At 75.8% G+C, this 24,971-nt stretch carries 22 protein-coding genes; 6 read left to right on the plus strand and 16 right to left on the minus strand.

Annotated elements, in window-relative coordinates; all coding sequences use genetic code 11:
* Nucleotides 1-19: 19 nt before the first annotated feature.
* The 5 genes from ACFQ11_RS05165 to ACFQ11_RS05185 all read right to left on the minus strand — a co-directional run bounded on the left by ACFQ11_RS05165 (nucleotide 20) and on the right by ACFQ11_RS05185 (nucleotide 6,267).
* Nucleotides 20-2,284 carry an FAD-dependent oxidoreductase gene (locus tag ACFQ11_RS05165; RefSeq protein ID WP_378296656.1) on the minus strand — a complete coding sequence of 755 codons (2,265 nt, stop codon included), beginning with the start codon at nucleotides 2,282-2,284 and terminating at the stop codon, nucleotides 20-22.
* A complete protein-coding gene (locus tag ACFQ11_RS05170; protein ID WP_378296657.1) occupies nucleotides 2,281-3,222 on the minus strand; it encodes a cucumopine synthase-related protein in 942 nt (313 codons plus the stop codon). The genes ACFQ11_RS05165 and ACFQ11_RS05170 overlap by 4 nt, the downstream gene beginning before the upstream one ends.
* A 136-nt stretch (nucleotides 3,223-3,358) precedes the next feature.
* Nucleotides 3,359-4,249 carry a LysR family transcriptional regulator gene (locus ACFQ11_RS05175; protein ID WP_378296658.1) on the minus strand — a complete coding sequence of 297 codons (891 nt, stop codon included), beginning with the start codon at nucleotides 4,247-4,249 and terminating at the stop codon, nucleotides 3,359-3,361.
* A gap of 10 nt (nucleotides 4,250-4,259) precedes the next feature.
* Complete coding sequence (locus ACFQ11_RS05180; protein WP_378296659.1) at nucleotides 4,260-5,852, minus strand: multicopper oxidase family protein; 1,593 nt, start codon at nucleotides 5,850-5,852, stop codon at nucleotides 4,260-4,262.
* Entirely contained in the window at nucleotides 5,845-6,267 is a 423-nt protein-coding gene (locus ACFQ11_RS05185) for a hypothetical protein (RefSeq protein ID WP_378296660.1), read from the minus strand. Before ACFQ11_RS05185 ends, ACFQ11_RS05180 begins: the two co-directional genes overlap by 8 nt.
* A gap of 142 nt (nucleotides 6,268-6,409) precedes the next feature.
* On the opposite strand from ACFQ11_RS05185, the gene ACFQ11_RS05190 reads away from it, so the two are divergent.
* The gene (locus ACFQ11_RS05190) at nucleotides 6,410-7,300 is read left to right on the plus strand and encodes a LysR family transcriptional regulator (RefSeq protein ID WP_378296661.1); all 891 of its coding nucleotides are present in this window, start codon (nucleotides 6,410-6,412) and stop codon (nucleotides 7,298-7,300) included.
* 84 nt (nucleotides 7,301-7,384) lie between these two features.
* Here the strand turns inward: ACFQ11_RS05190 and ACFQ11_RS05195 are convergent, their stop codons facing one another.
* The 3 genes from ACFQ11_RS05195 to ACFQ11_RS05205 all read right to left on the minus strand — a co-directional run bounded on the left by ACFQ11_RS05195 (nucleotide 7,385) and on the right by ACFQ11_RS05205 (nucleotide 11,729).
* Nucleotides 7,385-7,753 carry a cold-shock protein gene (locus ACFQ11_RS05195; protein ID WP_378296663.1) on the minus strand — a complete coding sequence of 123 codons (369 nt, stop codon included), beginning with the start codon at nucleotides 7,751-7,753 and terminating at the stop codon, nucleotides 7,385-7,387.
* A 115-nt stretch (nucleotides 7,754-7,868) separates the two neighbouring features.
* Complete coding sequence (locus tag ACFQ11_RS05200; protein WP_378296664.1) at nucleotides 7,869-8,246, minus strand: hypothetical protein; 378 nt, start codon at nucleotides 8,244-8,246, stop codon at nucleotides 7,869-7,871.
* 285 nt (nucleotides 8,247-8,531) lie between these two features.
* Nucleotides 8,532-11,729 (minus strand): BTAD domain-containing putative transcriptional regulator, encoded by a 3,198-nt coding sequence (locus ACFQ11_RS05205; protein ID WP_378296665.1) that lies wholly within the window; start codon nucleotides 11,727-11,729, stop codon nucleotides 8,532-8,534.
* An 87-nt stretch (nucleotides 11,730-11,816) separates the two neighbouring features.
* Here ACFQ11_RS05205 and ACFQ11_RS05210 point away from each other — a divergent pair, with 87 nt between their 5' ends.
* Nucleotides 11,817-12,881, plus strand: a complete 1,065-nt coding sequence (locus tag ACFQ11_RS05210) for a DUF4267 domain-containing protein (RefSeq protein ID WP_378296666.1) — start codon at nucleotides 11,817-11,819, stop codon at nucleotides 12,879-12,881.
* 228 nt (nucleotides 12,882-13,109) lie between these two features.
* On the opposite strand, the gene ACFQ11_RS05215 is transcribed toward ACFQ11_RS05210, so the two are convergent.
* Nucleotides 13,110-13,910 carry a class I SAM-dependent methyltransferase gene (locus tag ACFQ11_RS05215; protein ID WP_378296667.1) on the minus strand — a complete coding sequence of 267 codons (801 nt, stop codon included), beginning with the start codon at nucleotides 13,908-13,910 and terminating at the stop codon, nucleotides 13,110-13,112.
* Between the two features lie 68 nt (nucleotides 13,911-13,978).
* Between ACFQ11_RS05215 and ACFQ11_RS05220 the strand changes: the two genes are divergently transcribed.
* The gene (locus ACFQ11_RS05220) at nucleotides 13,979-14,572 is read left to right on the plus strand and encodes a TetR/AcrR family transcriptional regulator (protein ID WP_378296669.1); all 594 of its coding nucleotides are present in this window, start codon (nucleotides 13,979-13,981) and stop codon (nucleotides 14,570-14,572) included.
* Here the strand turns inward: ACFQ11_RS05220 and ACFQ11_RS05225 are convergent.
* The 3 genes from ACFQ11_RS05225 to ACFQ11_RS05235 all read right to left on the minus strand — a co-directional run bounded on the left by ACFQ11_RS05225 (nucleotide 14,544) and on the right by ACFQ11_RS05235 (nucleotide 16,483).
* Nucleotides 14,544-15,767, minus strand: a complete 1,224-nt coding sequence (locus ACFQ11_RS05225; protein WP_378296671.1) for an MFS transporter — start codon at nucleotides 15,765-15,767, stop codon at nucleotides 14,544-14,546. The genes ACFQ11_RS05220 and ACFQ11_RS05225 overlap by 29 nt on opposite strands.
* A 209-nt stretch (nucleotides 15,768-15,976) precedes the next feature.
* The gene (locus ACFQ11_RS05230) at nucleotides 15,977-16,171 is read right to left on the minus strand and encodes an MmyB family transcriptional regulator (protein ID WP_378296673.1); all 195 of its coding nucleotides are present in this window, start codon (nucleotides 16,169-16,171) and stop codon (nucleotides 15,977-15,979) included.
* Between the two features lie 105 nt (nucleotides 16,172-16,276).
* Entirely contained in the window at nucleotides 16,277-16,483 is a 207-nt protein-coding gene (locus ACFQ11_RS05235; RefSeq protein ID WP_378296674.1) for a hypothetical protein, read from the minus strand.
* A 253-nt stretch (nucleotides 16,484-16,736) separates the two neighbouring features.
* Here ACFQ11_RS05235 and ACFQ11_RS05240 point away from each other — a divergent pair, with 253 nt between their 5' ends.
* Nucleotides 16,737-17,102, plus strand: coding sequence for a DUF1330 domain-containing protein (locus tag ACFQ11_RS05240; protein ID WP_378296675.1), 366 nt, complete (start codon nucleotides 16,737-16,739; stop codon nucleotides 17,100-17,102).
* A gap of 41 nt (nucleotides 17,103-17,143) precedes the next feature.
* Here the strand turns inward: ACFQ11_RS05240 and ACFQ11_RS05245 are convergent, their stop codons facing one another.
* A complete protein-coding gene (locus ACFQ11_RS05245) occupies nucleotides 17,144-18,757 on the minus strand; it encodes a Coagulation factor 5/8 type domain-containing protein (RefSeq protein WP_378296677.1) in 1,614 nt (537 codons plus the stop codon).
* Between the two features lie 159 nt (nucleotides 18,758-18,916).
* Here ACFQ11_RS05245 and ACFQ11_RS05250 point away from each other — a divergent pair, with 159 nt between their 5' ends.
* Both ACFQ11_RS05250 and ACFQ11_RS05255 read left to right on the plus strand, forming a co-directional pair.
* The gene (locus ACFQ11_RS05250) at nucleotides 18,917-20,302 is read left to right on the plus strand and encodes a GH1 family beta-glucosidase (RefSeq protein ID WP_378296678.1); all 1,386 of its coding nucleotides are present in this window, start codon (nucleotides 18,917-18,919) and stop codon (nucleotides 20,300-20,302) included.
* Between the two features lie 51 nt (nucleotides 20,303-20,353).
* Nucleotides 20,354-21,916 carry a FadD3 family acyl-CoA ligase gene (locus tag ACFQ11_RS05255; RefSeq protein ID WP_378296680.1) on the plus strand — a complete coding sequence of 521 codons (1,563 nt, stop codon included), beginning with the start codon at nucleotides 20,354-20,356 and terminating at the stop codon, nucleotides 21,914-21,916.
* On the opposite strand, the gene ACFQ11_RS05260 is transcribed toward ACFQ11_RS05255, so the two are convergent.
* Genes ACFQ11_RS05260 through ACFQ11_RS05270 form a run of 3 tightly spaced genes read right to left on the minus strand, consistent with a single transcriptional unit; the run spans nucleotide 21,913 to nucleotide 24,795 of the window.
* Nucleotides 21,913-22,830: an acyl-CoA dehydrogenase family protein gene (locus ACFQ11_RS05260; protein WP_378296681.1), complete on the minus strand. Its 918-nt coding sequence runs from the start codon at nucleotides 22,828-22,830 to the stop codon at nucleotides 21,913-21,915. The two genes, ACFQ11_RS05255 and ACFQ11_RS05260, sit on opposite strands and share 4 nt — an antisense overlap.
* Nucleotides 22,827-23,957 (minus strand): acyl-CoA dehydrogenase family protein, encoded by a 1,131-nt coding sequence (locus tag ACFQ11_RS05265; RefSeq protein ID WP_378296682.1) that lies wholly within the window; start codon nucleotides 23,955-23,957, stop codon nucleotides 22,827-22,829. Before ACFQ11_RS05265 ends, ACFQ11_RS05260 begins: the two co-directional genes overlap by 4 nt.
* On the minus strand, nucleotides 23,947-24,795 hold the full coding sequence (locus tag ACFQ11_RS05270) for an enoyl-CoA hydratase (RefSeq protein ID WP_378296683.1): 849 nt from the start codon (nucleotides 24,793-24,795) through the stop codon (nucleotides 23,947-23,949). The genes ACFQ11_RS05265 and ACFQ11_RS05270 overlap by 11 nt, the downstream gene beginning before the upstream one ends.
* Between the last annotated feature and the right edge of the window lie 176 nt (nucleotides 24,796-24,971).

The following is a 24,971-nucleotide window of genomic DNA, read 5'->3' on the forward strand; positions in this document are numbered from 1 at the left end:
CGGGACGCCCGGGACGCCCTCAGGCGGGGGAGCCGAGCATGACGGGCAGGGTCCGGACGCTGTTGCTCAGCGGGGTGGCCAGCGGTTCCAGCCCCTCGGACGGACCGGCGGGCGCGAGGTCGGGGAAGGCGGTGAACAGCGACTCGAGCGCGATCTCCGCCTCCGTCCGGGCCAGGGCGGCGCCGAGGCAGAAGTGCTCGCCGTGCCCGAACGACAGGTGGTCGGCCGGGGGATCGGACGGCCGGAAGCGGTCCGCGTCCGCGTAGCGGCGGCCGTCCCGTCCCGCGGCGGCGTAGCAGGCCACGACCGCGTCGCCCGCGCCGATCCGGACGCCGCCGAGGTCGACGTCCCGGACGGCGTAGCGCATCGGGAAGTAGGCGACCGGGGAGTCCCAGCGGAGGGTCTCCTCGACGGCCGCGCTCCACGGGAGCGTCCCGGAGCGCAGCCGGGCCAGCTCGCCGGGGTGCGCCAGGAGGGCGCGGGCGGCGTTCGTGATCAGGTTGATGGTCGTCTCGTGCCCCGCGATGAACAGGGTCATCACCATGTCGTGCAGCTCGCGTTCGGTGAGGCGGCGGCCCTCCTCGTCGCGGACGGCGATCAGCGCGCTGGTCAGGTCGTCGCCGGGCTCGCGCCGGCGCAGGTCGATCACCTCGGCGAACAGCTCCCGCAGGGTGCCCATGCGGGACGCCGCGTAGTCGGCGTCGTCGGTGACGCGGATCAGCGAGTCGGTGAGCTTGTGCAGGTCGGCGTGCCAGGTCTCGGGCATGCCGACGAGTTCGCAGATGACGTTGCGGGGGAGCGGGTAGGCGTAGTGGAGGCGGAGGTCGACCGGGCCGGGCGCGTGCCCGGCCAGCGCGTCGAGGAGCGCGGCGGCGTGGTGGGCGATGCGGGGCCGCAGCCGGTCGACGTGCCGCGCGGTGAACGCCTTGTTCACGAGCGCGCGCAGGCGCCGGTGCTCGGCGCCCTCCTTGGTGATCATGGACTGGGCGGTGACGATGTTGCTCAGCGGCCAGTCGCGCGGGACCCGGCCGTCCGCCCAGTCGGCCCAGTGCCGCAGCTCCTTCGACAGGTCCGGGTGGACGAGCGCCGCCTGCAGGGCGTCGTTGCGGGTGACGGCCCACGCGCGCACCGGTCCCGGGAGCTCGACCGGGACGACCGGGCCCGCGCGGCGCAGCCGCTCGTTCTGCTCGTGCACGTCGCGCATGCGTCCGTCGATGACGATCCGGTCCGGGCGGAGCCGGGCGGCGGCGAGGCGGTCCGGGGCGATGCCCGGGTCGCGGCCGTGGTAGAGGGCGCTGACGACCTCCCCGGCGGCGGGCGCCTGGCACAGCCCGTGCCCGGAGAAGCCGGTGGCGTACAGGAACATCGGGGTGCCGGGGCGGCGGCCGATGAACGCGGACCGGTCGGGGCTGGCGTCCCTGGGTCCGGTCATGGCGGTCCGCAGGTCCGCCGGGTCCACGGCGGGACAGGTACGGGCGAGCCGCGACTTCACCCGCGCGAGCCACTCCTCGCGGTCGGTCCCCGGGTGGCCCATGCCGATCAGCAGCGCGCCGTCGCGGGCGCGGGTCAGCAGCCCGCTGGCGGCGTGCAGGGTCACCGGGATCTCCGGGAGGCCGGGGATCGGGCCGGTGATCAGGAGTTCCTGGACGGCCGCGCCGGTGAGGGCGACGTCCACGCCCGCGGCGGACGTGATCCACGGGGACCACGCCCCGGCCGCGCACACGATCGCCCCCGCGGTGACCGGGCCGTCCGGGGTCTCGACGCGTCCGGCGTCGGCGTCCACCGCGGTGACCTCGCAGTGCGTGCGCAGCACCGCGCCCGCGCGCTCGGCCTCCTGCGCGAACCACCGGACGATCCGGCCCGTGTCGCTCACGAAGGCGTCCGGCGACCAGGCGGCGGCGAGCAGATCGGGCTCCTCGACCAGCGGGTTGCGCCGCCGGGCCTCGTCGGCGCCGATCAGCTCCACGCGGACGCCCGCGTCCCGCTGGGCGGGCAGCTCCGCCTCGAAGGCCGCCACCTGCCCGGGGTCGGTGAACAGGACGAGGTACCCGACCCGCCGCATCGGCACGCCGGACGCCGCGTAGGCGCGCAGGCTGCGGGCGGCGAGGCGGGAGCCGTCCGGATCGCCCGCGAAGTAGGAGCGCAGCACGTCGGCGGTGGCCCGCGACGCCCCCGAGCCCAGTTCGCCGCGCTCCAGCAGCGTCGTCTCGACACCGTCCCGGGCGAGGTGCGCGGCGACCGACAGCCCGATCACCCCGCCGCCGATGACCACGACGCCGGTCATGCCGGGCACGCCTCCCGGCGCAGGTGGCCGCCCACGCTCCACGGGAACAGCTGCAGGTTCCAGCCGCCGAGGCAGTTGACGTACAGGGCCATCTGCGACATGAGGGCGAGGAAGTCGGTGCGCCGCTCCATCCGGGCGGCGGCGTCGAGCGCGCCCTCGGTGAACTGGTGCAGCGTCTGCAGACCGCAGTAGCCGAGAAACTCCGCCGGGGTCGCGGCGAGGATCCGGGCCATCTGCCGCAGGCAGTCCAGCGGCATCCCGTCGGCCGCCGCGCGCACCAGCCCGCCGTAGGCGCAGTAGCCCAGCGGCCGGGTCTCGCCGTTGACGAACAGCAGCGTCGTCAGGACGGTCTCGTAGCTGCCCGCGCGGGACGCGATCCGGCCCTCGTGCAGCTCGACCAGTTCCTCCGGCGGGTGCGTCCAGACGCGCTCGGTCTCCGCGTGCACCTTGCCGATCAGGGCGTCGACCGTGGGGTCCTCGGCCCGCAGCCGCGGTACCCGGCACTCGCCCGCCTCCCCGAGCCTGCTCACCTCGGCGAACACGTGGCGCTTGGACGAGTACACCGCGTCCCACACCGCGCGTCCCGCCTCGGCGAGCGCGTCCACGTCCGCGGGCAGGACCCGCCCGACCGGCGTCGCGGGCATCGGCTCGGTCAGCTCCCCGTACTTGATGCCGAGGTGCTGCAGGCGCGAGCAGAACACGGTGCCGTCCGGGACGGCGCGGCGGTCCACCTTCTGCTCGGCGGGCAGGTGGAGGAGTTCGTGCACCGGCGCGACGTGGAAGAGATGGTGCCCGGCCACCAGGGCGTGGCCCTGCAGGCTCCGGTACGGCAGCGCGTTCCACAGCGCGTCGGCGAGCGCGGGATTGCGCCCGTCCAGCTCGGCGGTCACCGTGATGCCGAGCTCCGCCCAGCCGATCTGGATCCGTCTTTCCCGCACGCCTGCCCCCACATCGTGAATTGCCGCCGATCACCCTTCGCATGCGGGGATGTAACCGAGAGTGCTCGATTGATTGCGGTATTGGAGTAAAATGCGGATAGATCGCTGATCGTTCGCGCCCGGACGGCCCGTGCGGCTAACCGTCGGCGTCGGTGTCCGCGTCGATGCCGAGGGCGGTGAGGAACGCGGACGTGGCCGGGGTGCGGCCGAACCGGCTCCAGACGGCGTACTCGACGCGGGCCGGCGCGTCCGTCACCTCGATCGTGGTGACGCCGCTGAGCCGGGGCGCGTAGGCGGACGGCAGCATCGCCACGCCGAGGTTCTCGCCGACGAGCCGGTCGATGAAGTCCGCGCTGGTCACCTCGAACGCGACGTCGCGGTCGAGCCCGGCGGCCGCGAACGCCAGATCCGACTGCGCGCGCCCGGCCGTCCCGGCGGGCAGGTCGACGAACACCTCGGACGCGAGCCGCCGCAGGTCGACCGCCGGTTCGCCCGCGAGGGGATGGTCCGGCGCGACCACGGCGACGAGCCGGTCGCGGGCCAGCGCCCGGGCGGCGACGCCCCGCGGCCGCGCGGTCGTCGGCAGCCCGAGGAAGGCGATGTCGAGCGCCCCGTCCCGGACCCGGTCGGCGAGTTCCTCGCTCGCGCCCACCCGAAGGCTGACCCGCACGTGCGGGTACCGGCCGCGGAAGTCGCGGAGCGCGCGCGGGACGTCGACCGCCGCGACCGTCGGGATCAGCCCCACCGCGAGGCGTCCGCGGATCTCCCCGACGGCCGCGGCGACCTCGGCCGCCGCGCGATCGGCGGCCTCCAGGCACTGCCGGGCGGCGGGCAGGAACGCCTCCCCGGCCGGGGTCAGCCGCACCCGGCGGCTGGTGCGCTCGAACAGCCGCGCGCCGAGCTCCCGCTCCAGCCGCGCGACCTGATGGCTCAGCGCCGACTGGACGACCAGGCACCGTTCGGCGGCCCGGGTGAAGCTGCTCGTCTCCGCGACGGCGACGACGTAACGCATCTGCTGGAGCTCCATGGAGAGATCGTCACACGATCTCGAGGTTCGCCATCATCCCCATGTCCTCGTGCTCGGCGTTGTGGCAGTGGAACAGGTAGCGGCCGCGGTGGCCGTCGAACCGGGTGATGATCTCCGCCGACTCGCCCGGCCGCAGCGACACCGTGTCCTTGAGGCCCGCGTCGTGGGGCAGCGGCGGACGCCCGCCGCGCGACAGCACCCGGAAACCGACCAGGTGCAGGTGGACGGGATGGTGCACGTCCGCGACCAGCCGCCACACCTCCACGTCGCCGAGCCGCGCGGTGACGTCCGTCCGGGCCGGGTCGAACGGCAGCCCGCCGATCAGCCAGCCGTGCCCGCCGCGCATCCGCCCGGCGCGGAAGGAGAAGTCGCGCACCCGGACGGCGTCCGACCGCCGCCACTCCGGCAGGTCGGCGGCGAGGACGCGCGGGACCCGGCTGCCGTCGGCGGCCCGGCGCGCGACGCGGAAGGCCATCACGTCGCGGGTGCGGCCGGAGCCGAGCCGGTTCCGCAGCCGGACGCGGCCGCCGACCGGGACGTCCGCGAAGTCGACGACCACGTCGTACCGTTCGGCGGGCGCGATCGGCAGCGACCGGTGGGTCACCGGCGCCGCGAGCAGCCCCTGGTCCGCGCCGACCTGGACGAGCGGGAGCCGCCGCCCGTCGTCGCCGACGGCTTCGAGCTCGTAGTGCCGGGCGTTCGAGGCGTTCAGGACGCGCAGCCGGTACCGGGCCGCGTCGACCTCGTGCACGGGCCACGGGGCGCCGTTCACCAGGATCACGTCCCCGAGGACGCCCGCGAGGTAGGGCTCCCGCACGCCCGGCCGCTCGCTCAGGGTGGGATCGAGGGCGGGGTAGGCCAGGTTCCCGCCGGCGTCGAACGCCCGGTCGGCGATCATGAGGGGCAGCTCGCGGGCCCCGGCGGGCAGCCCGAGCGCCTCCTCGGCGTCGTCCCGCACGATGTGCAGCCCGGCGAGGCCGTACCAGATCGCGGGGGCCGTGAAGTCCATGCGGTGGTCGTGGTACCAGAGCAGCGTGGGCCGCTGGTCCAGCGGGAACGTGTACCGCCGCGTCCCCCGGCTGATCACGGCCCGCGGGTCGTGCATGCCGTGCCCGCCGTGCCCGGTGTGCGGGTGGCGGGCGGGCAGGACGAGGTCGGTCGGGTAGCCGTCGGAGTCCGCCGGGGTCCGTCCGCCGTGCAGGTGGACGACCGTCGGCACGGGGAGCTCGTTGCGGTGCGTCACGACGACCGGCCTGCCGCGGCGCGACTCGATCGTCGGCCCCGGGAACGTCCCCTCGTACGTCCACAGCGGCGTCCGGACCCCCGGCAGGATCTCCGCGGACGCCTCGCGCTGCGTGATCGTGTACCGGTCGGCGCCGCCGGACGTGGCGTCCGGCGCCAGCACCCGCGGCAGCGGCAGCGGCGTCCGGAACGCGGGCGGCAGGGGCACGGCGCTGCGCAGTTCGGCGCCGGTCACGGCCGGGCGGCGGGCCAGCGCGGCCCCCGCCGTGAGCCCGGCGGCGGCCGTCAGCCCGAGCGTCCCGCCGATGCCGAGCAGCCGCCGCCGGGTCACCGGGACCGCCCGGTCCGCGCGCTCAGTCATCGCCGTCCCCCTCCTGCGGCCGTCGTCCGAGCGGACGCAGCCACACGGCGGCGAACAGCAGCACGAGTCCCGCGATGGTCGCCACCCCCAGCGGGAGGTGCAGCCACAGCGCGCCCTCCGTGCCCGCGAAGTACTGCACGGTCTCGGCCGCCACCACGGCCGCCGTCGCCGCGGCCGGCCACGCCGAGCGCAGCCGGACCCAGACGACGATCGCCGCGACGACCTGCACGTATCCGATGGACGTCACGATGTTCGCGCCCGCGGTGTGCCAGCGCAGGCCGTCGAAGTCGCCGGTCAGGTACACGCCGGCGAACACCGGCTGCGCGAAGATCGAGACCGCGTGCGCGCCGACGACGGCCCGCAACGTCCACGCGGCGGGGCCCGCCCGCCGGGACGTGCCGGATGCGGTGACCACGGGGCGCCCTCCTCCACTCCGTTCTCGGTTCGGGACGCCCCCGACGTTATGGCGCTGCGGTTATCCTGTCTAAGATCAATATTGCTATGTGGTTATGCTGTCGCCCGCATGACCGCCCGGGCCGCCGGACTCGGAGAGGGCCATGGACCTGAACACGCTCGCCCAGTTCCTCGTCGTGGCGCGGCTGGAGCACCTCAGCCGCGCGGCCGACGAGCTGCGCGTCGCCCAGCCGTCGCTGAGCCGCACCATCGCCCGGCTGGAGGCCGAGCTCGGCACGCCGCTGTTCGACCGGGCGGGCCGGCTCCGGCTGAACGACGCCGGGCGGCTCTTCCGCGAGCACGCCGAACGCGCGCTCGGGGAGCTCGACGCGGGGCGGCGGGCCGTCGCCGAGGCCGCCGGCGACGGGTTCGGCACCGTGCGGCTCGCGTCGGAGACCTTCCTGACCTTCACCGCACCGCTGGCGGCGTTCAAGCGGGCGCACCCGTCCATCGAGGTCGAGCTGCGGCAGACGCCCGCGGGGGAGATGGCCCGCGCGCTGCGCGCCCAGGAGGTCGACCTCTGCGTCGCCTCGCAGCCGGTCCTTGCGGACGGCCTCGCCTCGGCCCGGCTGCTCGACGAGCCGGTGTGGGTCGCCGCGCCGCTCGGCCACCCCCTCGCGGAACGCGCCTCGGTGACCGTCCCGGAACTCGCGGGCGAACCGTTCATCACCGCCCGCAAGGGGCACTGGCAGCGCCGGCTCCTCGACCGGCTCTTCGCCGCGCGCGACCTCACGCCGCGGATCGTCTGCGAGGGCGACGAGCCCGGCGCGATCGCCGAGCTGATCAGCGCCGGCCTCGGCATCGGCCTGGTCCCCGGCATCGCGCGGCGCGCCGCCTTCCAGCCGCCCGCCGCCTGGATCGCCGTCGACGACCCCGACTGCCGCCGCGCGCTCACCCTGTACTGGGGCGCCGGCGCCCGCCTGTCCGCCGCCGCCCGGCTGCTGCGCGCCACGATCGCCGAATGGGACTGGACGTCCGGCGAGCCGCGGGCCTGACGGCACGGCGGCGGCCGCCCCCGCCGACGCGAACGGGGACGGCCTCCGGTCCTGAGGGTGAGCGAGGCCGCCGCCCGCGCGCGTTCAGACGACGTCGAGCCGTCCGAGCGCGAACCCCACCCCGACGAGGGTGACCAGGAAGAGCGCCGACAGCCCGCTGCCCTGGACCGCCAGGACGACGAACGTCACCGCGCACGCCAGCGTCAGCACCACGAGCGCGCCGGTCGCGACGCGGACGGCCCGCGACGGCGCGGCCTCCGGCGCCCCCACCCGCTCGACCTCGACGGCCTCGCCGCCCGCGGCGGTGAACCGCACCCGCGCACCGTCCTCGAGGGGCCCGCCCCCGTTCCGCACGACGGCGGACCGGACGCGCACGTCCGGTCCGCCGTCGTCGGGCACGACGAAACCGTAGCCCTGCTCGTCGTCGAACCACCTGACACTGCCCTCGGCCATCGCGTCACCCCCGCGGTACGTCCCCGCGACGGTAGCGGCACCGCCGGTATCACCCGGGGCGACGAAGTGGACGCGCAGCGGCGCGTGAATTGCGGGTCGGTGACGCGCCCGGCGGTCAGCCCTCCGCGTCGCGCCGCTCCGCGCGCAGCGCCAGCACGCCCGTCGCCGCGTAGGCGCCGGTGATCGCCGCCAGCCCCGCCGCGGTCGCCCGCGGCACGTCCCCGCGGACCACGTGGACGGCCCCGGCCGCGGTGTCGCAGACGTCCACCACCAGGCACAGCCGCCGCCACCGGCGCCGCGCCTCGGCGTCGCTGAGCAGGTAGCCGAGGCCGAGCGCGAGCGCCCGGCTGCCGAACACCCGGATCAGGTACCGCAGCTCGGGGGTGTCCCGGTCACCGATGCCCGCCAGCTTCAGATTGAGCCCCGGCGCGGCCAGCGCGAGCGCCCCCCACACCACACGCCCGCCCGCCGTGACTTCCAGTGCGCGTTCCATGCCCCCGACCCTCCCACCCCCCGCTCACCACCTCGATTACCTCGGAGGTAACGCTGCTCAACCGAGCCCGAGCCGCACCCGCCGCCGCGCGCGGTCCACCTCCCGGACGACGACCCGACGGCGTCGCCCGGCACGAACCCACCCGGACGCCCTGGGCCGAGTTCGTCCCCGAGACGGTGTCGCCCACCCGCACCGATTCCGTCCGCTCCACGCCGGACAGCCTCCCGCGCCCGGACTCCGTGCGAAACCCGTGAGCGTCCGCCATGCGGCCGTCCGGCCCGACTCTCAGGGCGCGTGGGTGTCGGGGGTGGTCCAGAGGGCGGTGATCTCGGCGGCGCGGGTGAAATGGGGGGTCGGGTCGCGGTCGAGGAGGCGCGCGAGTTCGCCCAGGGTGCGGGCGGGCGGGGCCATCGCGATCGACAGGCTCTCGATGCCGGCGGGCGGGGCGTCCCGGTGCGGGAGGAGGAGGTCGTAGAGCTCTTCGGCCTCCTCCTCGTCGCCCAGGGCGATCGCCGTGCGCGCCCGGAACGTGGTGAACGTCGTGAAGAAGTACCCGGGATGGACGGACGTCGCGAGCCGGTGCAGCCGCCGCGCCTCGTCGGGGTTCCCGGCGGCGGCGTGCGCGGCGGCGAGGACGTCGGCGACGATCGGGAGCAGCTCGGACGGGACGTGCGGTGCCTCGGCCGCGAACTCGTGCAGGGTTCCGCGGGACACGGCGAGGGCCGCGCGGGCGAGGAACGCGATGCCCTCGCCGTGCGGGGAGCCCTGTCCGGCCATCGTCGCGGTGGCCGCGGCGTACCGGCGTTCGGCGTCGTCGAGGCGTCCGGCGGCGTGCGCGAGCGCGGCGCCCGCGACGGCGGTGACGGCCCCGGCACCGGGCATCCGGTACCGGCGGGCCAGCGCGTCGGCGTCGGCGATGTGGCGGCGCGCGTCGGCGGGGCGCTGTTCCCGGACGGCGATCGCGGCGCGGTTGTACAGGCTCGACCAGAGCGCGGCGGGCATGTCGTGCTCGGTGCCGAGGGCGTGCAGCTCGCGGACGCACGCCGTCCAGGCGGCGAGGTCGCCGGCGCCGAACTCGCTCATGAGCGCGTACAGCGCGAACACGCGCTGCCGGGGGTCGTCCACGTCGCGGGCGATCGCGGCGGCCTCCTCGGCGTCGGCGCGGGCGCGCGGGTCGCCGACGCCGGTCCGTTCGGCGGCGCGGGCGTTCAGCAGGCGGCACCGGACGTCCGGGGGGAGGCCGTCGCGGTCGAGGAGGCGGGTCAGCAGCGCGGTCAGGCGCTCGTCGACGGCGCCGTAGGGGTGCGGCATCCACGGGACGGGGTCGGTCCAGGCGGTGAAGGCGGCGCGCAGCAGGTCGTCGCGCCCGGCGCGTTTGGCGAGGTCGACGGCGCGGGCACGGGTGGCGCGGGCGTCCTGCAGGGCGCCCGCGCGGGTCTGCGCGCGCAGCAGCCGGCCGAGGAGGTCGATGCGGGCGGCGTCGTCCCGGTCGGGGAGGCGCTCGAACGACTCCAGCGCGCGGGTGAGCAGCTCCACGGCCGTGTCGTGCGCGTAGCGGCGCTCGGCGCGGTCGGCGGCCCGGACCCCGTACGCGACGGCCCTGCCCGCGGTCGCGGCGGACGCGGCGTGGTGGAAGTGGCGGGCGAGCGCGGGCGCGTCGTCGGGGGCGAGCCGTTCGAGGGCCGCGCCGAGCCGGGCGTGCATCCGGGCGCGGCGCAGCGCGCTGAGGTCGGCGATCATGGTGTCCCGGACGAGCGCGTGCGCGAACCGGACGCGGCCCGGCGCGGGCTCGGTGAGCAGCCCGGCGACGACCCCCGCGTCGAGCGCGTCCAGGACCGCGTCCTCGCCGGTGTCGGCGGCGAGGACGAGCGCGTCCACGTCGGCCTCGGCGCCCGCGAGCGCGGCGAGGCGCAGCACGGCGACGGCGGGCTCGGGCAGCCGGGCGAGGCGGCGGCGCAGCACGTCCCGCACCCCCTCGGGGACCTGCGAGGTCGCCACGAGCGCGCCCTCGCCGCCGAGCAGCCGCGCGCTCTCCCGCACGTAGAACGGGTTGCCGCCGGTGCGTTCGGCGAGCGCCCGGACCGTGGCGGCGTCCACGTCCGCGGACACCTCGGCGGCGACGAGCCGGGCCACCTCCGGTTCGGGCAGCCCGCGCAGCGGCAGCCGCAGCGGGGAGCGGCGGGCGAGGACGGCCAGCGTCTCGGTGAGGCGCGCGCCGGTCTCCTCGGCGCGGAACGCGGCGACGACGAGCAGCGGCGCGTCCGCGGCGGCGGCGCCGAGCAGCGCGAGCGTCTCGGCGTCGGCCCAGTGCAGGTCGTCCAGCATGACGGCCAGGGGGCGCCGCCGGGCCGCCTGGTCGAGCCACTCCCACACGGCCCGGTGCAGGCGGAACCGCCCGGTCGCGGTGGCGGGCGGCGCGGCGGGCGCGCCCCCGCGCAGCGGCGCGGCCTCGGCGGGCGGCGGGACGTGCCGGGCGAGCGCGGTGAGCGCCTCCGTCCACGCCCAGGCCGGGGGCGCGCCGTCGCTCTCCGGGCAGCGGCCGGTCACGACGAGCCGCCCGCGCCGTTCGAGGACGTCCGCGAGCCGGGTCAGCAGCGCCGTCTTGCCCAGCCCGGCCTCGCCGGTGACGAGCGCGACCCGCAGCCCGCCGCGCTCCGCGAGCCCGGTCAGCGCGGCCAGCTCGTCGTCGCGGCCGAGGAACGGCTCCGGCTCCGGCGCGGGCGCCGGACGGGCGACGGGCGCGGGCGGGGGCGCGGGGACGCCGAGGTCGCGGCCCCGCAGGATCGCGGTCTCCAGATCGGCGAGCGCGGGACCGGGGTCGAGGCCGAGCTCGGCGGCGAGCGTCGCGCGTGCCTCCCGGAGAACCGCGAGGGCGCCGGCCCGGCGGCCCGCGCCGTGCAGCGCCAGCGCCAGCAGCCGCCACCCCTCCTCGCGGAGCGGCTCCTCGCGGGTGAGCAGCTCCGCCTCGGGCACCGCCCCGGCGGCGTCGCCCGCGCGCAGGACGTCCGCGACGTGCCGTTCCCGCGCGGCGAGCCGCAGCTCGTCCAGGCGGTGGATCTCGGCGCGCGCCCACTCCTCGTCGGCGAACTCCGCGAACGCCGCGCCCCGCCACAGCGCGAGGGCCTCCGCCGCGCGACCGGGTTCCCGGACGAGCGCGCCGAACCGCCACGCGTCCACGGCGTCGTCCGGGAGGCGCAGCGCGTAGCCGGGCGGGACCGACACGAGCACCCGCGCCGGGGTGCGCGGCGCGCGGTCCGGCTCCAGGGCCCGCCGCAGATTCGACACGTACGCCTGCAGGGACGTGACGGCCCGCGCCGGGGGCTCGCCGTGCCACAGGTCGTCGATCATGCGGTCGACCGGCACGACCCGCCCCCGCGCCGCGACCAGCAGCGCGAGCACGGCCCGCTGCCGGGGCCCGCCGAGCGCCACCGGGACGCCGCCGACCTCGGCGTCGAACCCGCCGAACACCCGAATCCGGATCATTACCGACAGATCGTATGCCGTGCCCGCGGGGCCGTTCCAAGCGGCGTTCCAAGCGGGTTCCAAGGCGTCCTCCGCAGGCTCGTCCCCATGAACACCGACACGAGCACCGCCGCCGCCCCGTTCACCCACTCGATGGTCGTCATCCACCGCGGGATGCGCCGCGAGTCGCGCCTGCTGGCCGAGCTGGTCGCCGCGACCCGTCCCGGCGACCGCCGCCGCGCCCGCGTCCTCGCCGCGCACCTCGCGGACTACCTGATCGGGCTCGACAACCACCACCACGGCGAGGACGAGCTGATCTGGCCGCTGCTGCTGTCGCGGGTGGACCTCGACGCCGACGTCGTGCTGCGGATGGAGGCCCAGCACGAGAAGGTCGCCGCGTCGATCGCGCGGCTGCGGGAACTCGCCGGCCCGTGGGTCCGCACGGCGGACGCGTCCGCCCGCGACGCCCTCGCGGACGCGCTCGCCGAGCACCGCGCCGTCCTCGTCGAGCACCTGGACGACGAGGAGGCGAACCTGCTGCCGATCGCCGAACGCCACCTGACGCGGGCCGAGTGGGACGCGCAGGGCGAGCACTTCGCGCGGCACACCCCGAAGACGAAGATCCTCACCCTTCTCGGCGTCGTCCTGGAGGACGCGACGCCCGCGGAGCGCGCCGAGTTCCTCGCCGGGCTGCCCGCACCGGCCCGCGTGATCTGGCGGCGCTTCGGCGCGCGGCACCACGCGTCCCGGATGCGGCGCCTCCGCGCGGACGTCCGGACGTCCCGCGTCGGCACCGCCCTCGCCGCGCTCACCGGCATCGGCATCGCCTACGTCGGCCTGAGCTACCTCCTCGACCCGGTGGCGACCGCGTCGGGCTTCGGCCTCCCGGCGTGGCCGGCCGGGGAGGACGCCGCCTGGCTGAACATCAAGGGCGTGCGCGACCTCGGCACCGGCCTGGCCGTGCTCGCGCTGCTGGCCCGGGGGAAGCGCGAAGCGCTCGGCTGGGTGATGCTCGCGTTCGCGACGATCCCGGCGGGGGACATGCTGACGATCCTGCGGCACGACGGCTCGGCGGCCACGGCCTTCGGAGTCCACGGCGCGACGGCCGCCGCGGTCCTCGCCTCGGGCCTCCTCCTCGTCCGCGCCGCCCGCCCCCGCCCCCGCCGCCGCTGACCCGCCCACACGCCCCGGACCGGCCCCCGCCGATCCGGGGCGCGGCCGGTTCCGGGCGCGGTGAGACGGGACCCGGCGGTCGGGACGCGGCCGGGGCGGGGAGACCCGTGACGTCCCAGGCCTGGGCGCGGCCGGTTCCGGGCGCGGGTCGGCGGTGCGGGTCGCGGGTCGGCGGTGCGGGTCGCGGGTCGGCGGTGCGGGTCGTCGGTCGGGGGTGCGGGTCGCGGGTCAGGGGGTGCGGGTCGCGGTCAGGACGGGGGCCGCGTAGCGGAGGGTGAAGGCGCCGCCCATCGTGTCGATCGCGGCGCCCACGGCGTCGAGCACCCGCGCCAGGGCGTCCGGCGGGAGGCGGGTGAAGGCGCCCTGGGTGGGGATCTGGTCGAGCCACTCGTCGCGCGTGTAGCGGCGTTCCCAGTCGAAGGACCACTGTTCGACGTCGCCGAGGCCGTCGGCCTCGCGGAGGGCGTCGGCGGCCTTCTCGAACAGCGGCCGGTAGCCGTCCAGGCCGCCCCTCGTGACGGCGTGGAAGTCGATCGGGGAATCGGGCATCACCCGCCGGCAGGCGTCGGCGGTCGCCGAGGCCACCGCGGGCGGCAGCTCGAACACGTTCCAGAACACCGCGAACCGCCCGCCCGGGCGCAGGACGCGCGCCGCCTTCGCGGCCCCGGCGCGGGGGTCCACCCAGTGCCAGGCCGTCGCGGCGACGACCGCGTCGAACGCGCGTCCGGCGGGGTCCCAGTCCTCGAACGTCGCGACCTCGACGTCGAGCCCGCGCGACCGCGCGAAGCCGGCCATCCGCGCGTCGGGTTCGACGCCGAGGACCCGGCAGCCGGACGCCGCGAACTGGCGGGCCCCGATGCCGGTGCCGCAGCCGACGTCGAGGACGTCCGGTCCGGGGGAGGCGTCGACGATCGCCCGCACCAGGGCGTCGGGATAGCGGGGGCGCGTCCGGTCGTAGCGTTCGGTGTCCGTGCCGAACGACTCGGCCATCTGCCGGGCCCGGTGGGGTTCCGAAGGTAGAGTGGGCATGTGCCCACTCTAGTGGGCGGGCGCCCACTCGTCCAGTATGTGAGTCGGCGAGGAAAGGGGCGTGGACGGTGCCGACAGGGGTGGCCATCGCGGACGTGCGGCGGCGGCTGTTCGAAGCCGCCGAGCGGGTCCTGCTGCGGGACGGGCCGAGCGGGCTGACCAGCCGCGCGGTCACTACGGAGGCCGGCTGCGCCAAGGGCGTCCTGCACCGGCACTTCGCCGACTTCGACGCCTTCCTCGCCGAGCTCGTCCGCGACCGGATCGCCGGGCTCGACGCGCAGGCCGCCGCGCTGCGGGCCGCCGCCGGGACCGGTACCGTCCCCGGCAACCTCACCGCCGCGCTCACCGACCTGTTCGGGACGGTCGCCGTCGCGATCGTCGGCCTCGTCACCTCCCGGGACGAACTGCGCGCGCGCCTGCGCCGCGACCGTCCCGTCGGGGTCCCGCTGCTGACGGAGGCCGCGGCGATGATCGCCGACTACCTCGCCGCCGAACGCGACCGGGGCCGCATCGCCGCCGGCGCCGACGTCGACGCGCTCGCCCCCACGCTGATCGGCGCCGGGCACCTGCTGTTCGCCGACCGGACGGCCGCGCCGCCGGACGCGGACGCCGTCCGCGCGATCGTCCGCACCGTCATCGCGGGGGCGCTGCGGGAGCCGTGACCCGCCCCGCCCGCCCGCGGCGCGGAAGCAGGAAGGGCGTCGCCAGGGCGGCGGCGCCCGCCGCCGCGATCGCGGCGCGGGGCCCGGTGACGGCCGCCAGCAGCCCCCACACCGCCGTCAGGGCCGCGGTCGCCAGCCGGCTCGTGACCGTCCACGCCGCGAGCGTCCGGACGAGCCGGTCCGGCGCCGTCAGCTCCAGCCTGCGGGTGGCGAACACCGGGTTGAACACGCCGATGCAGGTGATCATCCCGAGCTCGACGGCCATCACCAGCAGCAGCCCCGCCGCCCCCGGACGGACGAACGCGAGCCCCGGCAGCCAGCAGGCGCGCAGCGTCCCGGCGACCAGCAGCACCCGGTGCGGCCCGAACCGGGGGACGAGCCGGCGGGCCAGCCGCGACCCGACCAGCCCGCCGACGCAGGGCAGCGCGAAGACCAGGCCGTACTGCCACGGCGCGAACCCGAGCCCGTCGAGCATGAGGACGGCCAGCAGCGGCGCGACCGCCATGATCAGCCCGTTGACGAGGACCGTGTTGAGGAACAGCGCCCGCAGCGCCGGGTCGGCCAGGATGTGCCGCCAGCCCTCCAGCAGGCCGCCCGGACGCCGCGCGCCCGTCCGGACGGGCCGCGGTTCGCGCCCGCGGATCGTGCCGAGCGACGCGGCCGACACCAGCAGCCCCGCCGCGTTCGCCAGCACCGTCACGACCGGCCCGAACAGCCCGATCGCGGCCGTGCCGAGCGGCGGCCCGAGCGCCGTCGCGGTCCAGGTCGTCGCCTCCAGCCGCCCGTTCGCGGCGAGCAGCCGGTCCGGCGGCACGAGCGCCTTCAGGTAGGCGCCGCTCGCCGCGCGGAACGCGATGTCGGCCGCCGCCATGACGACCGCCACGGCCACGAGCTGGACGAACGTCAACCGGTCGAGCGCGTGCGCGGCGGGCACGCTGAGCAGCGCCGCCACCCGCACCAGGTCCATCGCGATCATCACCGGACGCCTGCGGCGGTGCTCGGCCCACGGCCCGAGCGGCACCGCGAGCACCGCGCCCGCCGCCGTCCCGGCCGCCGCGAGCAGCGACACCGCGGCCGGTCCCGCGTCCAGCACCAGGATGGCGATCAGGGCGAACGCGTCGAACGCGAGCATCGTCCCGAAGGTGCTCGCCGCGTAGGCCGTCCAGAACGGTCCGAACCGGCGTTCTCCGCCCATGCCCCGCCCGTCCTCCGCTCGCCCGCCCCGACCGCGAGATCAAAGCAGGGACGCGCGCCGCACCGCCAACAACCGGCGCGCGGGCGCGCGACAACCCCGGGTTGTACCGCCAGGTGAGCGACCGGCGGCGCCCGGACGTCCGGCGGGGACGGCCGCCGCGCGGCCCACGACCGGCGCGCTGCCCGACAACCCCGGGTTGTGCGGGCGGGTCAGGAGGAGGCGGCGCCCTCCAGGCGCGCGGCGATCCGGCGCAGCGCGGCGTGGGAGGGGGAGCCGGGCGGGGCCGTCCACAGGGTCAGGCCGCCGAGGCCCGGGTCGCTCGGCAGCAGCACGCGCTCGTAGCTCAGCTCCAGCGTGCCGGCCTCGGGGTGACGGAGGCTGAGTTCGCCCACGTCAACGCTCACCCACTCCGTGTACCTGCCACACGCGCTCGGATTCGGCGCTACGGGACGCACCAGCCGGTGCAGGTGGGGCGCGCACGTCGGCGGTGAGCCGCAGCGGCCCCGGGGTCACTTCACGACGAGGATGACCTTGCCCAGGTCGGACGCGTCGACGACCTCGTCGTCGAAGTCGACGAGGCCGCCGTTGCCCGTCCCGTCCGGGGCGCCGTACTCGATCGTCGGCTGGGGCTCGGGCGCCGGTGCGGCGGCGGCCGGGGACGCGGCGGCGAACACGGCGGCGGCGGTCGCGGAGAGGAGCAGAAGGGGCGTGCGCATGGAGGGTCACCTTTCCAGGCGGGCGGGGGGCGAACGCGGAAGTGCGATCACTGCACAGTGTAAGCGATCGAGCACCCAGGGTGCATGCTTCGGCGGGTTCACGCGAATGAGGGACGCGCGGCCGTCCGTCCTGTGCGGCGGTCATACTCCGCGACGGCGCCGCTTGGGAACCGTGCCCAAGGATCGCCGCCGCGTCGTTCGCGCGGGGCCGGGGCGACTAGGGTCAGAATCCCATTCGGGAAGGAGCGGTGACATGGCGGTCGATCCGACCGGCGAGGGGCTGAAGCGGTTCCTCGCCGAGGACCCCGGCGGGCCGGTGGTGATGCTCAACCTGCTGCGGTTCCGCGAGGGCGGGCAGAAGAGCTACGCGCGCTATTCCAAGACCGTCGGCGAGCTGATCCTCGGACGGTACGACTCCGAGGTGCTCTACTACGGCAAGGGATCGACGGCCCTGGTCGCCGAGGACGGGCAGGCGTGGGACGCCGTCCTGCTCGTGCGGTACCCGTCCCGGGAGGTGTTCGCGCGCATGGTCGCCGACCCCGACTTCCAGGCCGTCGCGCACTTCCGCTCGGAGGCGCTCAGCGAGGCCGTCCTCCAGGCGACCGTCCCACTCGGCTGAGCGGCGGCCCGGCCCGGCGAGCGCCGGGCCGGGCCGGCCGGTCAGGGGCGCGCGCTCCCTTCGGCGCGGTTCCACATTTGCAGGTAGGTCTCGGCGCCGCGGGTCAGGTCGGCGGTGATCTGGGGGCCGCCGGCGCGGCCGACGTCGGCGAGCCAGTCGGGGACGAGGCCGTAGTTCGCGACGCCGTCGGTGTTGAGGTCCCAGGTGCGCCGGCCGGTGCGGAGCCGGTCGAGCCGGACGGACGGGTCGGCCGGCGAGGCGAACGGGTACTCGAGCGGGTTCGCGGCGGCGTCCGCGCGCGGGGCGGGCAGCGGGCCCATGCCGTTGGCGTCGAGGCCGTACCCGTAGCCGAACGCGAAGCGGGGGTCGTGGTGCCGCTTGTTGCGCTCCCACTCGGCGACGAAGCGGTCCGCGGGGGAGCCGTAGGCGGCGATCATGCCGCCGAGCCGGTAGACGCGCCGCACGTAGTTCGCGTCCGTCCAGCTGTGGGACGACACGACGCCGGAATGGCCGGTCTCCTCCAGGATGCCGAGGGTCTCGTCGGCGGCCTTCACCGACATGTGGTCGATCTCGACGATCATGCCGCGGTCGACCATGCCCCGGACCATGTGCTCGCCGAGGTCGGTGAGCCCGGCGACGTTGCAGTGCGGCGGGCTCGGATACAGCGGGAACGTGATCCCGGCCATCCCGAGGTGCCGCAGCGGTTCGCGGAGGACGTCGCCGAGCCCGCCCGCCGGGGCGATCGTGTTGTCGTGGGCCGCGCCGGTGCAGGTCTCGGCCCGCCAGAACCGCCCGGTGCCGAGGAAGTTGCCCGCGTTGACGACGACCCCGGTCGTGCCGGAGTCGAACCGGACGCCGCAGAGCGCGTTGTCGAACTTGTGGCACAGGAACATCGAGGAGACGCCGAGGTCCCGCATCTCGTCGAGACCGCGGTCGATGTCCGCGCGGGTGCACTGCGGTTCGCCGCCGATCGTCCGACAGCCGAACGGCTCGGACGCCTCGACGCCGAGGACGACCGCGAGCTTCCCGGCCTCGATCACCCGGCGGGCCTCGGCGGCGCTCGTGACGATCCGGAACCAGCCCTCGCCGGGGCCGCCGCTGCGCTCGTCGATGAGGGCCTCGAGCTCGCGCGTCCGCCGAGCCTGGAGGCGGACGGTGTCCATCTCGTCGCACGCGTTGCGCTTCAGCGGGTAGACCTCGCACAGCTGCCGGTTCGCGACGAGTTGGTTCACGAGGATCCGCTGACCGGCGCGCCACGACCGTTCCAGCCAGGTGTGGTGCATCTGCTGGTGGGTGCGGGAGTCCCAGGCGGGCCAGTCCGCGAACGTGGGCCAGCCGGTGGGGTCGTGGGTGCCGAACGGGGTGCCGTGCCGGGTGAAGTTCTCGAACCAGGCGAACGACCCGTTCAGGCCGTGGTCGGGGCAGTCGCGCAGTGCTTCCTCGATGCCGTCCGGGTCGAACGGCTTGCCGCACATCAGGCGCCCGCCGAACGCCTCGTAGGCCATCGGGTGGCTGTGCAGGTCGGCGTACCCCCGCACCTCGCCGGGACGTCCGGGAGCGGACGCCCGCGCGGGGGCGGCGGCGAGGCAGGCGGCGAGGAGGGCGAGGACGAGCGGGACGGCGGCGGAGCGGCGGGACGGGCGGAGGACGTGCATGGGGCACCTCGGCCGGGGGAGTGGTCCACGGTTCCTGCCTTGGAGTGAATCACCGAACCCGAGAAAAGTGAATGTCGCTCACGTTGTTTCTCCGTTCCGGCGAACGTGACACATGTTCATGTTTAATGGCCGCAAGCTCACGTCAGGAGGGTGACGGCCATGGACGAGATCCCCGCGGGGTTCCTCTGGGGGACGGCGACGGCGGCCTACCAGATCGAGGGCGCGGTCGCCGAGGACGGCCGCGGCCCCAGCATCTGGGACGCGTTCACCGCCGAACCCGGTCGGGTGAAGAACGGCGACACCGGCGACGTCGCCTGCGACCACTACCACCGCTGGCCGGAGGACGTCGCGCTGATGGCGGACCTCGGGGTCAACGCCTACCGCTTCTCCGTCGCGTGGCCGCGGATCCAGCCGGACGGGCGCGGCCCCGCCAACCCGAAGGGCCTCGGCTTCTACGACCGGCTCGTCGACGCCCTCGCCGAACGGGACATCGCGCCCGTCGTCACCCTCTACCACTGGGACCTCCCGCAGGCCCTCCAGGACGCCGGCGGCTGGATGAACCGCGACACCGCGCACCGGCTCGCCGAGTACGCGGGCATCGTCGCCGACCGGCTCGGCGACCGCGTCGGCGCCTGGATCACCCTGAACGAGCCGTTCGTCCACATGACCGAGGGGTACGGCATCGGGACGCACGCGCCCGGCGAGGCGCTCCTCCTGGACGCCCTCCCCGCGGCCCACCACATGCTGCTCGCCCACGGCCTCGCCGTCCCGGTGCTGCGCGACCGCTCGCCCGCGCCGATCGGCGTCACGAACAACTACAGCCCGGTGCGGCCCGCGAGCGACGACCCCGCCGACCGGGCCGCCGCGGCCGCGTTCGACGTCCTGCAGAACCGCCTGTTCACCGACCCGATCCTGCTCGGGCGCCTCCCCGACATGAGCGCCTACGGCATCGCGGCGGACGAGCTCCCGTTCGTCCTCGACGGCGACCTCGACGCGATCGCCGCGCCCATCGACCGGCTCGGCGTCAACTACTACAGCCCCACCCGCATCGCCGCCCCCCGCGGCGGCGCGGCGGCCCCGGCGGCGGGCGGGTCGGTGCTCGCCGAGGTCGGCGACCGCATCGAGGACGCCGGGCTCCCGTTCGAGGACGTCCCGATCGACGGGTACCCGCTCACCGCGTTCGGCTGGCCGGTCGTCCCGGACGGCCTGCACGAGCTGCTCACCGGCCTGCGCGACGCCTACGGGGACGCGCTCCCGCCCATCCTGATCACCGAGAACGGCTGCTCCGCCCCCGACGACGACCCCGCCCGCCGCGACCGGGACCGCATCGACTACCTGGACGGCCACCTGCGCGCCCTGCACCGCGCGATCGCGGACGGCGTGGACGTCCGCGGCTACTTCGTCTGGTCGCTGCTCGACAACTTCGAGTGGGCCGAGGGCTACGCGCAGCGGTTCGGCCTCGTGCACGTCGACTTCGCGACGGGCGCCCGCACGCCCAAGGCGTCCTACCACTGGTTCCGGGAGCGGCTCGCCCGGTACCGGTGAGCGGGACGGCCCGGTTCCCGTGAGCGCCCAGCCGGGCGACGATGGTCGGTCATGAGCGAGTTGACGATTCCCGGGGTGCTGGCCCGGGCCGCGGCCACGTCGCCGGACACGGAGGCCGTCGTCGACGGGTCCGTCCGCGTCACCTACGCCGAGCTGCGCGACCGGGTGCGGGCCGCCGCGCGCGCGTTCGCCGCGGCCGGCGTCGGACCGGGCGACCGCGTGTCGATCTGGGCGCCGAACGGGCTGCAGTGGATCGTGACCGTGCTCGGCGCGGTGTCGGCGGGCGCGGCGCTCGTCCCGCTCAACACCCGCTACAAGGGCGACGAGGCGCGCTGGCCGCTGGAGAAGGCCCGGGTGAAGCTGCTGTTCGTCGAGGACGGCTTCCTCGGCATCGACTACCCGGGGCTGCTCGGGCAGGACGCGTCCGGCGCGATCCCCGGCCTGCCGGACCTGCGCGGCGTCGTCACGTTCAACGGCCCCGAGCGGCCCGGCGTGACGGCGTGGGACGCGTTCCTCGGCGCGGGCGCGGCCGTCCCGGCGGCCGACGCGGACGCGCGGGCCGCCGCCGTCGCGCCCGGCGACGTCGCCGACATCCTGTTCACCTCGGGCACCACCGGACGGCCGAAGGGCGTCCTGTGCACGCACGAGCAGAACGTCCGGACGTACCGGGCGTGGTGCGGGCGGACGGGCGTCGGGCCGGGCGACCGGTACCTCATCGTCAACCCGATGTTCCACACGTTCGGGTACAAGGCGGGCGTGCTGGCGTGCCTGCTCCAGGGCGCCACGATGGTGCTGCAGCGCGTCTTCGAGGCCGGCGAGACCCTCGCGCTGATCGAGCGCGAACGGATCACCGTCCTGCCCGGCCCGCCCACCATCTACACGACGCTGCTGGACGCCCCGGGCCGCGCCGGCCGCGACCTGTCGTCGCTGCGGCTCGCCGTGACGGGCGCCGCCGACGTTCCCGTCGCGCTCGTCCGCCGCATCCGCGCCGAGCTGTTCCCGCAGGTCGTGACCGCCTACGGGCTCACCGAGTCGTCCGGCACCGTCACCGCCTGCTCGGTGGACGACGACGACGAGACGATCGCGACCACGTGCGGCCGCGCGATCGACGACGTCGAGGTCCGCGTCGCCGACGACAAGGGCGAGCCCGTCCCGGTCGGCGAGGACGGCGCCGTGCTCGTCCGCGGCTACAACGTGATGAGCGGCTACCTCGACGACCCCGAGGCGACCGCCGCGACGCTGCGCGACGGCTGGCTCGACACCGGCGACCGGGGACGGCTCGACGAGCGCGGCAACCTGCGGATCACCGGGCGCACCAAGGAGATGTTCACCGTCGGCGGCTTCAACGTGTACCCGGCGGAGATCGAGGACGTCCTCGCCCGGCACGACGCCGTCGCCGAGTCCGGTGTCATCGGCGTCCCGGACGAGCGGCTCGGCGAGGTCGCCCGCGCCTACGTCCGCACCCGCCCCGGCGCGTCCGTCCCGGCCGAGGAACTGATCGCGCACTGCCGGGAGCGGCTCGCGAACTTCAAGGTCCCCCGGGAGGTCGTCTTCGTGGACGACCTCCCGAAGACCGCGACCGGCAAGGTCCGCCGCGTGGACCTGCCCCGCTAGAGCGAGGCGGCGACGCGGGCGCGGTGCTCGGCGGGGGCGCCCCACGCCGAGTGCAGCGCCCGCGCCTTGCGGATCCACAGCGACGGGTCGTACTCGTCGGTGTAGCCGATCGCGCCGTGCACCTGCAGGGCGATCTTCGCGGCGGCGTAGCACGCGTCGGACGCGGCGACCTTCGCCGCCGACGCGTCCCGCCCGAACTCCGGCGTCCCGTACGCGAGCGCCGCGCCGTACAGCAGCGGCCGCGCGAACTCCAGCTCGACCATCGCGCCCGCCAGGTGGTGCTTGACCGCCTGGTACTCGCCGATCGGACGGCCGAACTGCCGCCGCGTCTTCGCGTACTCGACCGTCACGTCCAGCAGCGCCCGGCCCAGCCCGAGCTGCTGCGCCGCGCACATCAGCACCCCGAAGCCCGGGAGTTCCCCCGGCGGGCCGCCGTTCACGCGGAACATCCGCCGCGCCGGGTCGAGCGAGGTCATCGGGTCGCCCGCCGCCGCGCGCGGCTTCCCGTCCACGCCGAGGACGACGTCGGCGGCGTCGGCGTCCAGCGCGTGCGGCACGCCGAGCGTCACCATCGTCGCGCCCGCGGCGATGCCCTCCAGCAGCCCGCCGCCGCCCGTCCGGGGCAGCAGTTCCGCCGCCGCGAGCGTCTCGACGTACGGGCCGGGCGCCGCCGCCCGCCCGACCTCCTCCATCGCCGCGACCAGCTCGACCGGCAGCAGGCCCGCGCCGCCGTGCTCCTCCGGCACCGCGACCGCGAACAGCCCCGCCTCGGCGAGCGCCGCCCACACCTCGCGTCCCGGGCCGTGGTCCCCGGACGCCCACGCCCGGACGACCTTCGCGGTGCCGGCCTCGGCGAGCAGCCGCCGCAGCGTCCCGGCGAACATCCGCTGCTCCTCGGACAGGACGAACTTCACCGTGCCCCCCTCGGCAGGCCGAGCAGCCGCTCGGCGATCACGTTGCGCTGGATCTCGTTGGTGCCCGCGTAGATGGGGCCGGCGAGCGAGAACACGTAGTTCTCCAGCCACTCCGACTCCAGCTCGCCGTCCGCGCCGAGCAGGTCGAGCGCCGTCTCGTGCAGCGCCACGTCGAGCTCCGACCAGAACACCTTGTTCAGGCTCGACTCGGCGCCGATGTCGTCGTCGCGGGAGATCGTCTCGAACCCCTTCAGCCGGTACGCGCGCGACCGGATCCAGGCGTCCGCGACCCGGTCCCGCAGCGCCGTGTCCGCCGGGTCGGCCCGCTTTTTCCACAGCTCCACGAGCCGCTCGGTCGCCGCGGTGAACCGGCCGGGGGAGCGCAGCGTCAGCCCGCGCTCGTTGCCCGCCGTGCTCATCGCGACGCTCCAGCCCTTCCCGGGCTCGCCGATGACGTCGTCGTCCGGGACGAACACCCCGTCGAGGAACAGCTCCGCGAACGCGGGCTTGCCGTCGAGCCGTCCGATCGGCCGGACGGTCACGCCCTCGGCGTCCAGCGGGAACATCAGGTACGTGAGCCCCCGGTGCCGCTCGCTCTCCGGATCCGACCGGAACAGCCCGAAACCGCGGTCGGCGAACGCCGCCCGCGAACTCCACGTCTTCTGCCCGTTCAGCAGCCAGCCGCCGTCCGTCCGGGTCGCCGTCGCCCGCAGCGCCGCCAGGTCGCTGCCCGCGCCCGGCTCCGACCACGCCTGCGCCCAGATCACCTCACCGGCCGCCATCGGCGGCAGGACGCGCGCGAGCTGCTCCGGCGTGCCGTGCTTCAGCAGCGTCGGCGCCAGCAGGTTGATGCCGTTCTGGCTGACCCGCCCGGGCGCGCCCGCCGCGTAGTACTCCTCCTCGAACACGAGCCACTGGAGCACCGGCACGCCGCGGCCGCCGTACTCCTGCGGCCACGACACCACCGACAGCCGGTCGGCGCCGAGCGTCCGCTCCCACTCCCGGTGCTGCGCGAAGCCCTCTTCCGTCTCCAGCGACGCGAGCGGCTCGGCGGGCACGTGCTCCGCCAGCCACGCCCGCACCTCCGCGCGGAACTCCTCGTCCGCCGTCCCGAACTCAAGATCCATTCGAAGCCGCCTTCGCCGCCGCCTTCATGCTCTTCGCGTCCTGCCCCGCCAGCGAGTCCGCGCCCGTCTCCGCGTTGTGCGCGTGCGCGAGGTGATGCAGGCCGAACACCGAGTCCATCCCCGACTGCAGGCCCTGCAGGTCCTCGGCCTGGTTCACGGCCTTCTTCGTCAGCGCGAGCCCCATCCGCGGCATGGCCGCGATCCGGTCGGCCAGCGCGAACGTCTCGTCCTCCAGCGACTCCCGCGCGACCACCCGGTTGACCCAGCCGAGCTCGTGCGCGCGCGCCGCCGTCATGCGTTCGCCGGTGTAGAGGAACTCCTTCGCGATGCGCGGGGGCATCACCCACGGGTGCGCGAAGTACTCCACGCCCGGAATGCCCATCCGGACCACGGGGTCGGCGAAGAAGGCGTCCTCCGACGCGACGATCAGGTCGCACACCCACGCCAGCATCAGCCCGCCCGCCACGCACGCGCCCTGCACCGACGCGATCACCGGCTTCGGGATCTCCCGCCACCGGCGGCACATCCCGAGGTAGACCTCCGACTCCCGCGCGAACCGGCTCTCCGCCCCGGACTTGCCGACGTGGTCCCACCACATCCCGGCCTTGCGGGCGAAACTCCGGTCGGCGTCCCGTCCGGGGGTGCCGATGTCGTGCCCGGCCGAGAAGTGCGGCCCCGCACCGGCGAGCACGATCACCTTGACGTCGTCGTCCCCGGCCGCCCGGTAGAACGCCTCGTCCAGCGCGTAGGTCATCGCGGAGTTCTGCGCGTTCCGGTACTCCGGCCGGTTCATCGTCACCACCGCGACGTCCCCCCGCCGCGCGTACTCGACCACCATGTTCGCCTCCCTTCTTTCTAACAACTGTTTGGTAGAGTAACCGCTCCCGCCGCCCCCCGGACCGCCCACTCCCGCCCACCGAGAAGCCGGGCCACCCGCCCCCGGCCTCGGCGTGACGCCGCCGAGCCCCGGACCGGCTCCGGCCAGACCCCGGTATGCCGGAACGACTCCATTCG

Origin of the sequence: Actinomadura sediminis, assembly GCF_042675525.1 — a bacterium.
Classification (GTDB): domain Bacteria; phylum Actinomycetota; class Actinomycetes; order Streptosporangiales; family Streptosporangiaceae; genus Spirillospora; species Spirillospora sediminis.

Bases quoted from the DNA above. Each gene is read 5' to 3' on its own strand.
- ACFQ11_RS05165 (WP_378296656.1), bottom strand. From the start codon at position 2,284: ATGACCGGCGTCGTGGTCATCGGCGGCGGGGTGATCGGGCTGTCGGTC.
- ACFQ11_RS05175 (WP_378296658.1), bottom strand. From the start codon at position 4,249: ATGGAGCTCCAGCAGATGCGTTACGTCGTCGCCGTCGCGGAGACGAGC.
- ACFQ11_RS05180 (WP_378296659.1), bottom strand. From the start codon at position 5,852: ATGACTGAGCGCGCGGACCGGGCGGTCCCGGTGACCCGGCGGCGGCTG.
- ACFQ11_RS05190 (WP_378296661.1), top strand. From the start codon at position 6,410: ATGGACCTGAACACGCTCGCCCAGTTCCTCGTCGTGGCGCGGCTGGAG.
- ACFQ11_RS05195 (WP_378296663.1), bottom strand. From the start codon at position 7,753: ATGGCCGAGGGCAGTGTCAGGTGGTTCGACGACGAGCAGGGCTACGGT.
- ACFQ11_RS05200 (WP_378296664.1), bottom strand. From the start codon at position 8,246: ATGGAACGCGCACTGGAAGTCACGGCGGGCGGGCGTGTGGTGTGGGGG.
- ACFQ11_RS05205 (WP_378296665.1), bottom strand. From the start codon at position 11,729: ATGATCCGGATTCGGGTGTTCGGCGGGTTCGACGCCGAGGTCGGCGGC.
- ACFQ11_RS05210 (WP_378296666.1), top strand. From the start codon at position 11,817: ATGAACACCGACACGAGCACCGCCGCCGCCCCGTTCACCCACTCGATG.
- ACFQ11_RS05215 (WP_378296667.1), bottom strand. From the start codon at position 13,910: ATGCCCACTCTACCTTCGGAACCCCACCGGGCCCGGCAGATGGCCGAG.
- ACFQ11_RS05225 (WP_378296671.1), bottom strand. From the start codon at position 15,767: ATGGGCGGAGAACGCCGGTTCGGACCGTTCTGGACGGCCTACGCGGCG.
- ACFQ11_RS05235 (WP_378296674.1), bottom strand. From the start codon at position 16,483: ATGCGCACGCCCCTTCTGCTCCTCTCCGCGACCGCCGCCGCCGTGTTC.
- ACFQ11_RS05240 (WP_378296675.1), top strand. From the start codon at position 16,737: ATGGCGGTCGATCCGACCGGCGAGGGGCTGAAGCGGTTCCTCGCCGAG.
- ACFQ11_RS05245 (WP_378296677.1), bottom strand. From the start codon at position 18,757: ATGCACGTCCTCCGCCCGTCCCGCCGCTCCGCCGCCGTCCCGCTCGTC.
- ACFQ11_RS05250 (WP_378296678.1), top strand. From the start codon at position 18,917: ATGGACGAGATCCCCGCGGGGTTCCTCTGGGGGACGGCGACGGCGGCC.
- ACFQ11_RS05255 (WP_378296680.1), top strand. From the start codon at position 20,354: ATGAGCGAGTTGACGATTCCCGGGGTGCTGGCCCGGGCCGCGGCCACG.
- ACFQ11_RS05265 (WP_378296682.1), bottom strand. From the start codon at position 23,957: ATGGATCTTGAGTTCGGGACGGCGGACGAGGAGTTCCGCGCGGAGGTG.
- ACFQ11_RS05270 (WP_378296683.1), bottom strand. From the start codon at position 24,795: ATGGTGGTCGAGTACGCGCGGCGGGGGGACGTCGCGGTGGTGACGATG.